This is a genomic window from Polaromonas sp. (assembly GCF_031411155.1).
In the GTDB taxonomy this organism is placed as follows: domain Bacteria; phylum Pseudomonadota; class Gammaproteobacteria; order Burkholderiales; family Burkholderiaceae_C; genus Polaromonas.
This window is the reverse complement of record NZ_JANOAL010000026.1, coordinates 17053-28044: the sequence shown is the minus strand read 5'-3', so window position 1 is coordinate 28044 and position 10992 is coordinate 17053. Positions and strand designations below refer to the sequence as shown.

The 10992-nt window shown below is 63.1% G+C and carries 10 protein-coding genes; 7 read left to right on the top strand and 3 right to left on the bottom strand.

All coding sequences use genetic code 11. The features are described 5' to 3' along the window. Positions 1–207 precede the first annotated feature (207 nt). Both dnaN and dnaA read right to left on the bottom strand, forming a co-directional pair. Positions 208–1314, bottom strand: coding sequence for a DNA polymerase III subunit beta (gene dnaN / locus RMO23_RS01290; protein ID WP_309678268.1), 1107 nt, complete (start codon positions 1312–1314; stop codon positions 208–210). Positions 1315–1588: 274 nt separating this feature from the next. Further along, positions 1589–2983, bottom strand: a complete 1395-nt coding sequence (gene dnaA, locus RMO23_RS01285) for a chromosomal replication initiator protein DnaA (protein ID WP_309678266.1) — start codon at positions 2981–2983, stop codon at positions 1589–1591. Positions 2984–3300: 317 nt separating this feature from the next. Here dnaA and rpmH point away from each other — a divergent pair, with 317 nt between their 5' ends. From rpmH to RMO23_RS01250, 7 genes are all read left to right on the top strand, one after another. Next, complete coding sequence (rpmH, locus tag RMO23_RS01280; RefSeq protein WP_007862708.1) at positions 3301–3435, top strand: 50S ribosomal protein L34; 135 nt, start codon at positions 3301–3303, stop codon at positions 3433–3435. A 49-nt stretch (positions 3436–3484) separates the two neighbouring features. Then, a complete protein-coding gene (locus tag RMO23_RS01275; protein WP_309678272.1) occupies positions 3485–3901 on the top strand; it encodes a ribonuclease P protein component in 417 nt (138 codons plus the stop codon). Between the two features lie 26 nt (positions 3902–3927). Then, the gene (yidD, locus tag RMO23_RS01270; protein WP_309678270.1) at positions 3928–4215 is read left to right on the top strand and encodes a membrane protein insertion efficiency factor YidD; all 288 of its coding nucleotides are present in this window, start codon (positions 3928–3930) and stop codon (positions 4213–4215) included. Further along, the gene (gene yidC / locus RMO23_RS01265; protein ID WP_309678254.1) at positions 4212–5927 is read left to right on the top strand and encodes a membrane protein insertase YidC; all 1716 of its coding nucleotides are present in this window, start codon (positions 4212–4214) and stop codon (positions 5925–5927) included. Before yidD ends, yidC begins: the two co-directional genes overlap by 4 nt. 43 nt (positions 5928–5970) lie before the next feature. Beyond that, a complete protein-coding gene (mnmE, locus tag RMO23_RS01260) occupies positions 5971–7416 on the top strand; it encodes a tRNA uridine-5-carboxymethylaminomethyl(34) synthesis GTPase MnmE (RefSeq protein ID WP_309678252.1) in 1446 nt (481 codons plus the stop codon). Between the two features lie 98 nt (positions 7417–7514). Beyond that, complete coding sequence (locus RMO23_RS01255; protein WP_309678250.1) at positions 7515–8006, top strand: cyclic nucleotide-binding domain-containing protein; 492 nt, start codon at positions 7515–7517, stop codon at positions 8004–8006. Positions 8007–8087: 81 nt separating this feature from the next. Then, the gene (locus RMO23_RS01250; protein ID WP_309678249.1) at positions 8088–8750 is read left to right on the top strand and encodes a hypothetical protein; all 663 of its coding nucleotides are present in this window, start codon (positions 8088–8090) and stop codon (positions 8748–8750) included. A 142-nt stretch (positions 8751–8892) separates the two neighbouring features. Here RMO23_RS01250 and RMO23_RS01245 read toward each other — a convergent pair whose 3' ends face one another. Continuing rightward, positions 8893–10914: a monovalent cation:proton antiporter-2 (CPA2) family protein gene (locus tag RMO23_RS01245; protein ID WP_309678248.1), complete on the bottom strand. Its 2022-nt coding sequence runs from the start codon at positions 10912–10914 to the stop codon at positions 8893–8895. Positions 10915–10992: the final 78 nt, after the last annotated feature.

Genomic DNA, 10992 nt, shown 5'->3' with positions numbered 1-10992 from the left:
GACGCGCCGGCCTGGTTGGTGTCGATTTTGGGCTGGAAATTGGAGCTTCCCTCGCCGGCAGCGCCTCCATCCGCGCTGGTGACGTTCACTTGATCGGCTGGGTTCGGTGTGTTTTGTTCAGTCATGACCGGCTTTTCTCTCGTCTCTTGAATGACCAAACCCGCGGAGCTCCGCGGGTCTGTGGGTGTTTTCTGGGGGCCTGATCGCTCAAATGCGCATCGGCATGACGACGTATTTAAAGGCGGCGTCGTCGGGAATCGTCAGCAGCGCCGAGCTGTTGGAGTCGGCGAGCTCGATCTTCACCATGTCCTGGCTCATGTTGGCCAGCGCATCGATCAGGTAGGTCACGTTAAAGCCAATTTCGATCTCGTCGCCGCCGTAGTCGATGTCGAGCTCATCCACGGCTTCTTCCTGCTCGGCATTGTTGGACGCCACCCGCAGCGTGCCGGGCTCGATGTTGAGGCGCACGCCCTTGAACTTCTCGCTGGTCAAAATCGCCGTGCGCTGCAGGCTGGCCAGCAGCGGCAGGCGGCCCAGCGTGATGATGTTCTTGTGATTTTTGGGAATCACGCGGTTGTAGTCGGGGAATTTGCCTTCCACCAGCTTGGTCACAAATTCCATGCCTTCAAAGCTGAATTTGGCCTGGTTACCGGCAAACTGCATCTCGATCGCGCCTTCCTTGTCGCTGAGCAGGCGCTGCATCTCCAGCACCGTCTTGCGCGGCAAAATCACTTCCTGCTTGGGCACTTCGACATCGAGCGTGGCCGACGAAAACGCCAGCCGATGCCCGTCGGTGGCCACCAGGCTCAGCTGCTTGCCCTCGGCGACAAACAGGATGCCATTGAGGTAGTAGCGAATGTCATGGACCGCCATGGCAAACGACACCTGGTTCAGCAACTCCTTCAAGACTTTTTGCGGCACCGAAAAGGCCGGGCCAAAGTTGGCCGCTTCCTGCACCAGCGGAAAGTCTTCGGCCGGCAGCGTCTGCAGCGTGAAACGGCTTTTCCCGCCTTTCAGAATCAGCTTGTTCTGGGCAGACTCCAGCGAGACCGTCTGGTCGCTCGGCATGGACCGCAAAATATCAATCAGTTTGCGAGCGCCCACGGTCGTCGTGAAATTTCCATTGTCGCCATCGAGCTCGGCCGTCGTGCGGATCTGGATTTCAAGATCGCTGGTCGTTAATTGCAGCTGCGAGCCGTTTTTCCGGATCAATACGTTGGCCAGAATCGGCAATGTGTGCCGGCGTTCAACAATTCCGGACACCGATTGCAAAACCGACAAAACTTTATCCTGGGTGGCTTTCAGAACGATCATGGCTTCCTCTGTATTTATCTTTAATTCTTTAATTCAAATTAGTAGTAGTAGTAAGGGCCGCACCAATCTGTGGATAGTGCTATTTTTCCCTTTGTAATCAACTACTTGGCGTTTGTTTAAGCTTGTGTTCAGGCACGCACCCCGGAGGCTGCCGGATATGAACAACTTTCGATTGTCATCTGCTTCTGTGGATAAGTCATGGCTTGTTAAAAAGTTGTCCCCAAGGTTGTTGAGGCCGGCCCACTCAATTGCAAAGAGCTAAAAAGTACTATTCTCAGCCCTTCAGGGTTTGTTCCAGCACATGCAGTTGCTGATTCAGCTCGGTCATCTGCTGGCGTTCGGCCGACATCTTGCGCACGGCGTGCAACACGGTGGTGTGGTCGCGCCCGCCAAACAGCTCGCCAATTTCGGGCAGGCTCTTCTGCGTGAGCTCCTTGGCCAGGTACATCGCAATCTGGCGCGGCCGGGCAATGCTGGCCGGCCGTTTCTTGGAATACATGTCGGCGACCTTGATCTTGTAATAGTCGGCCACGGTCTTCTGGATGTTCTCGACCGAAATCTGCCGGTTCTGGATCGACAGCAGGTCGCGCAAGGCTTCGCGCGCCAGCTGGATCGAGATTTCCTTCTGGTTAAAGCGCGAATAGGCCAGAATCTTGCGCAGCGCGCCTTCCAGCTCGCGCACGTTGGAGCGCACGTTCTTGGCGACAAAAAACGCCACCTCTTCCGGCATGGCGGTGCCCTCGGACTCGGCCTTGCGAATCAGGATGGCCACGCGCATCTCCAGCTCGGGCGGCTCGATGGCCACCGTCAGGCCGGAGTCAAAGCGCGACACCAGGCGTTCGTGAATGTCGGCCAGGCCCTTGGGATAGGTGTCGCTGGTCATCACGATGTGGGATTTTTTGGTCAGCAAGGCCTCAAAGGCGTTGAAGAACTCTTCCTGGGTGCGGTCCTTGTTGGCCAGAAACTGCACGTCGTCAATCAGCAGCAGGTCGAGCGAGTGGTAGCGCTCCTTGAACTCGTCAAAGGTCTTGCGCTGATAGGCCTTGACCACATCCGACACGAACTGCTCGGCATGGATGTAGAGCACCTTGGCGGCCGGGTTGTCGGCCACCAGCTTGTTGCCGATGGCATGCATCAAATGGGTTTTGCCGAGACCGACGCCGCCATAGATAAACAGCGGGTTGTAGAGCTGGCCCAGGCTGCTCGACACATGCAGCGCGGCGGCCCGGCCCATGCGGTTGGCGGTGCCTTCAATCAGGGTGTCAAAAGTCAGGGCGCTGTTGAGCCGGCTTTTGAACGGCGCGCCCGGCGCGTCTTCGGGAACGCCCAAGCCGGCCGGCTCGATGACGCCGGCGCCTTCAAAATTGCGGGTCAGCGGCGTGGCTTTGGCCGGCGCCTCGCGCGGCGCCATGGCCAGTTCAAGCGGGATCCGCTGGCCGGAGATTTTTTCAAGCAGGGCCGAAATGCGCGCCGCATACTGGGCCCGGATCCAGTCCAGCTTGAAGCGGTTGCCGACCTGAATCGTGACCTTGGACAGATCGGGCGCCACCAGCACTTCCAGCGGGCGAATCCAGGTGTTGAACTGCTGCTCGGGAAGCTCCTGTGCCAGATGATCTACACAGGTTTGCCACAGCTCGTGACTGAGCTTGGGGAGGGCACCTTCGGTCATGACGGAATTTGACCGGGTTGCCGGCGTGAATCAGCGTTTGGTCGCTTGTGGATATTGTTAATTTTTGACACCCGTAATTGTAGTCTGCCGGCGAGTTATCCACAAAATAACGGACTCCGGGTTAAACCTGTAGGGGGATCCGGGCGATCGGTGCAGGCGGGGTCTGGTGATCGAAGGCTTTACCCCCACTATGGCGGCTAACTTGTTGCCAGCGTTAAGAAATCTGCGATAATCATGGGTTTCCCTGATTCGTAACGGATTGACATCCAGGGAATTTGTACCGTCAATCTGTAGCTTAGAGGCTAGTAGGACCCACCATGAAACGCACATACCAACCTTCCAAAGTCAAGCGCGCACGTACGCACGGCTTTCTGACGCGCATGAAAACGCGCGGCGGCCGCGCAGTGATTGCTGCACGCCGCGCCAAAGGCCGCAAGCGCCTGGCCGTCTAAGCCTGCTTTTTTGCAAGCCTGCTGCTCTTTGAGTTGACGCTTGGCGCTAGTGCAGCGGCTACAGACCCGACCCCAGTTTCAGGCAGTACTTGCCGGTGCCATTGTTGCAAAAACAGTGCACTTCGCATTGCACCGCAATGCACTGGATGCCAGGGCCGTACCGGCGCCAAACGGCACACCACCGCATGCCGATGCGCCGGCCTTGTTTCCGGTTCAGGACTTCTGGATGGGCGCGATGGTTCCCAAACGCTGGGCCAAACGCGCCGTCACGCGCAATGCCATCAAACGGCAAATTTACACCGTGAGTGCCGATTTTCAGCACCAGTACCCGCAGGCCGCCTATGTGGTCCGGCTGCGGCGTGAGTTTGCGCGCAGCGAATTTGTCAGCGCGAGTTCCACCCGGCTCAAGCAGTCCGTGCGCACCGAGGTGCAGGCCCTGTTGCAGGCGGCGGCACCCACATCATGAAGCCGGTTTTTCAGATTCTGTTTCGCCTGCCGCAAACCCTGCTGATCGGGCTGGTCAAGGGCTACCGCCTGCTGCTCAGCCCCTGGCTGGGATCTGCCTGCCGGTTTGAGCCGACCTGCTCGGCCTATTCGCTGCAGGCCTTGCAGCAGCATGGCGCGGCCATCGGCAGTTACCTCACCTTGCGGCGGCTGGCGCGTTGCCAGCCCTGGTGTGAGGGCGGGCATGATCCGGTTCCGCCCGCTGGCGCCACCCCGTTTTTCACCCGACTCGTCACCCCCGTGACTTCCACCCCTTCTAAAAAGACGCCGTCATGAATGACATCCGCCGCACCATCCTGTGGGTGATTTTTGGTTTTTCCATGGTCCTGTTGTGGGACCAGTGGCAGGTTTTCAACGGCCAGAAACCCACGTTCTTTCCGTCTGCCACCCAGACGGCCAAGGCGCCTGCGGCGACGGCACCGGCGGCCAGCGCTTCTTCGGTGCCTTCCCCCGCCGCGGCCAGCGTGGCGGCCCCGGGCACACCCGGCGCCGTGCCCGCGGGCGCGCCCTCCACGGCGGCAGCGGCCAGCAAGGAGCGCGTGGTCGTGACGACCGATGTGCTGGCGCTGACCTTTGACACCGAGGGCGGCACGCTGGTGCACTCGGCCTTCAGCAAATACAAGGACATGGCCAGCAAGGACGCCGGTTTTGTCTTGCTCGACGAAAGCGCCAACCGGGTCTATGTGGCCCAGACCGGCCTGATTGCCAGTGGCGCCGGCGTGGCGGCCCTGCCCACCCACAAGACCCTGATGACGCTGCTTCCGGGCGAGCGCAGCCTGAAAGAGGGCCAGAACGAGCTGCAGCTCAGGTTTGAATCGGCCGACATCGGCGGCGTCAAGCTGGTGAAAACCTACACCCTCAAGCGCGGCGCCTACGACATTGCGGTGCGCCACGAAGTCATCAACACCGGCAGCGCGCCGGTGGCGCCGCAGCTGTATTTGCAGCTGGTGCGCGACGGCAACAAGCCGCCGGGCGAGTCCTCGTTCTATTCCACCTTCACCGGCCCGGCGATCTACACCGACGCCAAGAAATACCAGAAGGTTGAATTCAAGGACATCGAGAACAACAAGGTGGACGTGGAAAAACAGGCGACCAACGGCTATGTGGCCATGGTGCAGCACTACTTTGCCTCGGCCTGGCTGCTCGGCGATGGCCTCAAGCGCGACCTGTTTTTGCGCAAGGTGGACAGCAACCTGTACGCCGTCGGCATGATCACGCCGCTCGACAGCATTGCGCCGGGCGCCAGCAAAAGCCTGGACGCCAAATTCTTTGTCGGCCCCCAGGAAGAGAAAAAACTGGAAGCCCTGGCCCCCGGCCTGGAACTGGTGAAAGACTATGGCTGGCTGACGATTCTGGCCAAGCCGCTGTACTGGCTGCTGGACCAGCTGCACAGCCTTCTCCAGAACTGGGGCTGGTCCATCGTGGCGCTGGTGCTGCTGCTGAAGATCGCGTTTTACTGGCTCAATGCCAAGGCCTATGCCAGCATGGCCAAGATGAAGGCCATCAACCCGAAGATCACGGAAATGCGCGAGCGGCTGAAGGACAAGCCGCAGGAGATGCAGCAGCAGATGATGAAAATCTACAAGGAAGAAAAGGTCAACCCGATGGGCGGCTGCTTCCCCATCATGGTCCAGATTCCGGTGTTCATCGCCCTGTACTGGGTGCTGCTGTCCAGCGTCGAGATGCCCAACGCGCCCTGGACTCTGTGGATCAGGGACCTGTCCTCGCCCGACCCGTTCTACATCCTGCCGGTGGTGATGACGCTGACGACCATGCTGCAGACCGCGCTGAACCCGGCACCACCGGATCCGATGCAGGCCAAGCTGATGTGGTTCATGCCGCTGGTCTTCAGCGTGATGTTCTTCTTCTTCCCGGCCGGCCTGGTGCTGTACTGGATCACCAACAACATCCTGTCGATTGCCCAGCAGTGGGTCATCAATACCCGCATGGGTGTGCCGCCGCAGTTCAACCTGCCCAAGTTCAGGTAAAGCAAAAAAGGGCCGCTCAGCGGCCCTTTACCATTGCAGCCCCATGTTGACGCGCCACCACCACCCCATCGCCGCCATTGCCACCGCGCCTGGGCGCGGGGCGGTCGGCATTGTGCGCGTGTCGGGGCAGAACGTTGCGCCCATCATTGCGGCGCTGTGCGGCCGGCCATTGGCCGCGCGCCAGGCGACCTACCTGCCGTTTCGTGATGCGACAGGTCAGGTGATTGACCAGGGCCTGGCGATTCATTTTCCGGCGCCGCATTCCTACACCGGCGAAGACGTGCTGGAGCTGCAGGCGCATGGCGGGCCGGTGGTGCTGCAGCTGCTGCTGGCGCGCTGCCTGCAAGCCGGTGCCGCGCTTAACCCGGCGACCGGCCAGCCCTGGCTGCCCCAGCTGCGCGTGGCGCAGCCGGGCGAATTTACCGAGCGGGCGTTTCTCAACGACAAGATTGACCTGGCGCAGGCCGAAGCGATTGCCGACCTGATTGACGCCAGCACCGAAACCGCGGCCCGGTCGGCGGCGCGCTCGATGTCGGGCGAGTTCTCGCACGAGGTCAATGCGCTGCTGGCGCAGCTGATTCATTTGCGCATGCTGGTCGAGGCGACGCTGGATTTCCCCGAGGAAGACATTGATTTTCTGCAACAGGCCGATGCCCAGGGCCAACTGATGCGGCTGCAGGCCACGCTGGCCGGCGTGATGCGGCGCGCCAGCCAGGGCGCCATCCTGCGCGAGGGCATCAAGGTGGTGATTGCCGGCCAGCCCAATGCCGGCAAAAGCTCGCTGCTCAATGCGCTGGCCGGCGCCGAACTGGCCATCGTCACGCCGATTGCCGGCACCACCCGCGACAAGGTCTCGCAGCTGATCCAGATCGAAGGCGTGCCGCTGCATGTGGTCGACACCGCCGGCCTGCGCGAGGCGCTGGACGAGGTGGAAAAAATCGGCGTCGAGCGCGCCTGGGCCGAGATCGAGAGCGCCGATGCGGTGCTGTTTTTGCACGACCTGACGCGCCACGATGCGTTGGCGAATCCGCACGATGCTATCAATTACATAGCTGATGACGCGCGTATTGCAAGGGCTATCGCCCTGAAACTGCCCCAAAACACGCCCGTCATCGAGGTCTGGAACAAATCGGACCGGGCCAGTCCGGCCATGCTCGACCCGCTCAAGCCCGGCGCTGGCGGCGTGCTGATTTCGGCCAAAACCGGCGCCGGTCTGGAGTTGCTGCGCCAGCAGCTGCTGCGGGTCGTGGGCTGGCAGGCCGCGCCCGAAGGGGTGTTCATGGCGCGCGAGCGCCATGTGCAGGCCCTGCGCCGGGTCGAGGCCCAGCTGGCCACCGCCGCCAGCCAGCTGCAGGCGGCGCGGCCGGCGCTGGACCTGCTGGCCGAAGACCTGCGCCAGGCCCAGCTGCACCTGGGCGAGATCACCGGGGAGTTCAGCTCCGACGATTTGCTGGGCGAGATTTTTTCGCGCTTCTGCATTGGCAAGTAAGGCCTGCGGTAGCGGTAACTGCATCTTGTCGTATCAAATGTAAGCAGTCGTTAGTGTGGTCCGTGCGACCGGCAACTCAGGGTATCTTGTGCTCCACCATGCATGCCCCAATTGCCAACACCCTCAGTTTCGACATCCGGGGACTGGCCCAGGCCATCGTCAATTGCCCGGCCAGTGACGGCCTGCGCTGCCAGTTCAGCGAGCCGCACTGGGACATTCTGGGCCGCTACCTGCAACCCTTTGCGCTGACCAGCGGCCAGGTGCTGATGGAGCGCGGCGTGCTGGACCGGACCCTGTATTTCATTGAAAGCGGCACCCTGAGCGTGCATTACCAGGACGAGAAGGCGCGGGTGCGGATGGCGGTGGTTGGCGCCGGCACCGTGCTGGGCGAAGGCGCTTTCTTCTCGCACCTGCCGCGCACCGCCACCGTGCAGGCCTCCACCGCCTGCAAGCTGTGGAGCCTGACGCCGCTGCGTTTTCTGGAACTGGCCAACCGCCACAACCCGATCGCGCTCGAGCTGACCCTGGCCATGGGCGCGGTGATGGCCAAGCGGCTGTACAACCGGGCCCGGCGCGTGGCGGTGACTTGAGCGGGCCCTGCGCCGCTTTCCGGGCGGTCAGCGGCGCGTGAAATAAAATCGGAGGCTTAGCCCCTCACGAGAACTCTGCCCATGTCTTTTTTCAAGTGGTTCTCCGCCGCATCGCGCCCGCAACAATCGGCCGGCGACGATGCCCGACGCCCCCGCACCGCCCTGGCGACGCCGCAGCCCGAGGTGGCGGCCAGCGGTTCCGGCGAGCGCAAGATCCAGCGCCATGCCCGGCGCGATCAGTTGTATGTGGCGATTCGCGAGGCCATGACCCGTGCCGGCGTGCTGTCGGCCAGCTACAAGTTCAAGGTGCTGTCGCTGGACCCGCAGGGCCAGCAATTCCTCGTCATGATGGACCTGGCCAGCCCGCGCGAGCGGCTGGGCGAGGTCGAAATGCTGATCGTGCAGGCCGCCAGGGCGCGCTTCGAGATCACGGTGACGGCGGTGTACTGGCGCATCGAGGACGCGGCCGCCGTCAGCCCGCCCGCCGCGCGCGCCCGGCCTGCCGTCCCGTCCGGCACGACGGCGGCCGCGCGGCCACGCTACGCGCCGATTGAGCCGGATGAAGTCGCGGCCTTCAGGCAATCGGTGCGGGCCGTCACCGCGCGGGCGCCGGCGCCGGCCCGCGGCGTCACCACCCGCAGCGGTCCGCGCGCGGAGCGGCTGACCGGCTTTGAAGACACCGAAAGAATCGAATCCGCTGCCACCCCGGCGCTCAGCAGCACGCAGTACGGCGATTTGACCTGAAGGGCGTTAATTGGGGGTCAAATATGCTTCTAGCCCATATAAAACGTGCGCATGTAGCTATTAATTTAATAGCAAAAACAGACCCCTTCCTGGCACCGGCAGTCCTTCACGGGGACGCGTCGCCGGCTACCGGGGCGTCAGGCTAGGCCTGCACGCTGGCGGGATTGCCCTTGGCGGCGCGCCCGCTCAGCAGCTTTTCCTCGGCCATGGCCAGCGCTTCGGGCTTGCCCGACAGCACCAGCGTGTCGCCGCCTTCGAGCAGTAGCGCATCATGCGCCTGCAGCGTCTTGCCGTTGCCGCGGCGCAGGCTGACCACGCGCACGCCGGTCATGTGCGGCACCAGCACGCCCAGCGCCTGGCCCACCGCCTTGATGCCCAGCGGCAAGGTCACGGTGGACAGCCGTTCCTGCTCCAACTCACCCGCGGTGTCATCATCGGCGCCGCGAAAATAGCCACGCAGCAGGTTGTACCTGGCATCGCGCTGGTCCTGCACGACCCGGATCACGCGGCGCATCGGCACCCCGACCAGCGCCAGCGCATGGCTGGCCAGCATCAGGCTGCCTTCAATCGCCTCGGGCACGACCTCGGTGGCGCCGGCGGCCTGCAGCTTTTCCAGGTCATGGTCGTCGACCGTGCGCACAATCACCGGCACCGTGGGCGCATGGGCGCGCGTGTTGGCCAGCACCTTGAGCGCGCTGGCGGTGTCCAGGTAGGTCACCACCACCGCGCTGGCGCGCGACAGGCCGGCCGCCATCAGCGCCTGCAGCCGCACCGCATCGCCAAACACCACCGAATCGCCGGCGGCAGCCGCCTGGCGCACCCGGTCCGGGTCCAGGTCCAGCGCCATGTACTGGATGCCTTCGCGCTCCAGCATGTGGCCCAGGTTCTGGCCGCAGCGGCCGTAGCCGCAAATGATCACATGCTTGTTGGTGTTGATGGACTTGCGCGCAATCGTCGTCATCTGCAGCGACTGCTGCAGCCATTCGCTGGCCACCAGCTTCATCACGATGCGGTTGCTGTACATGATGATGAAGGGCGTGGCCAGCATCGACAGCACCATGCTGGCCAGGATCGGGTTGAGCAGGTGCGGCGGCACCAGCCGGCTGGCCTGCGTCAGCGACAGCAGCACAAAGCCGAACTCGCCGGCCTGCGCCAGGTACAGCCCGGTGCGCAGCGAGACGCCGGCCGTGGCGCCCAGCAGCCGCGCCAGCGCGGTCACCAGCAGCAGCTTGAACAGCACCGGCAGCGTCAGCAGCAGCAGCACCAGCGGCCAGCGCTCCAGCACCAGCCGCCAGTCCAGCAGCATGCCGACGCTGATGAAAAACAGGCCCAGCAGCACGTCGTGAAACGGCCGGATGTCGGTTTCCACCTGGTGCTTGTACTCGGTTTCAGAGATCAGCATGCCGGCAATAAAGGCGCCCAGCGCCAGGCTCAGGCCGGCGCGCTCGGTCAGCCAGGCCAGCGCCAGCGTCACCAGCAGCAGGTTCAGCACGAACAGCTCGTCGCTTTTGCGCCGCGCCACCAGCGTCAGCCACCAGCGCATCAGGCGCTGGCCGCCGGTCATCAGCAGGCCGACCAGCACGGTGGCCTTGAGGGTGGCGATGGCCAGCGCCATGAACAGCTGGTCGGCCGGCGAGCCCAGCGCCGGAATCAGCACCAGCAGCGGCACCACCGCCAGATCCTGAAACAGCAGCACGCCCATCACGCGCTTGCCGTGTTCGGAATCAAGCTCCAGCCGCTCGGCCAGCAGCTTGACCACGATGGCGGTGCTGCTCATGGCCATGGCGCCCGACAGCGCCAGCGCGGTTTGCCAGCCCATCTTCCACAAGGTCGGCGCCATGCTGGCCAGAAACAGCGAGCCCAGGGTAGCCAGCACGATGGTCAGCGTGACCTGCAGCAGGCCCAGGCCAAACACATGGCGGCGCATCGAGCGCAGCTTGGGCAGGTTGAACTCCAGCCCGATCACGAACATCAGGAACACCACGCCAAATTCGCCCAGATGCCGCACGCCCTCGGAGTTTTGCGCCAGCGCCAGCGCATTCGGCCCGATCAGCACGCCGACCGCCAGGTAGCCCAGCATGGGCGGCAGCTTCAATGAGCGGCACGCCACCACGCCCAGCACCGCGGCCAGCAGGTAGAGCAGGGTCAGTTCAAGCGCACTCATGCGGTGATGGTAGCTGATGGATATGGCGGCGCCGGGCTGTTTTGGGGCTCGCGCCAGGGCGCGCATCGATAGAATGCA

Excerpts from the sequence above, each read along its gene's own strand:
- dnaN (WP_309678268.1), bottom strand. The coding sequence starts at position 1,314 with ATGATCGTTCTGAAAGCCACCCAGGATAAAGTTTTGTCGGTTTTGCAA.
- dnaA (WP_309678266.1), bottom strand. The coding sequence starts at position 2,983 with ATGACCGAAGGTGCCCTCCCCAAGCTCAGTCACGAGCTGTGGCAAACC.
- rpmH (WP_007862708.1), top strand. The coding sequence starts at position 3,301 with ATGAAACGCACATACCAACCTTCCAAAGTCAAGCGCGCACGTACGCAC.
- yidC (WP_309678254.1), top strand. The coding sequence starts at position 4,212 with ATGAATGACATCCGCCGCACCATCCTGTGGGTGATTTTTGGTTTTTCC.
- mnmE (WP_309678252.1), top strand. The coding sequence starts at position 5,971 with ATGTTGACGCGCCACCACCACCCCATCGCCGCCATTGCCACCGCGCCT.
- RMO23_RS01255 (WP_309678250.1), top strand. The coding sequence starts at position 7,515 with ATGCATGCCCCAATTGCCAACACCCTCAGTTTCGACATCCGGGGACTG.
- RMO23_RS01250 (WP_309678249.1), top strand. The coding sequence starts at position 8,088 with ATGTCTTTTTTCAAGTGGTTCTCCGCCGCATCGCGCCCGCAACAATCG.
- RMO23_RS01245 (WP_309678248.1), bottom strand. The coding sequence starts at position 10,914 with ATGAGTGCGCTTGAACTGACCCTGCTCTACCTGCTGGCCGCGGTGCTG.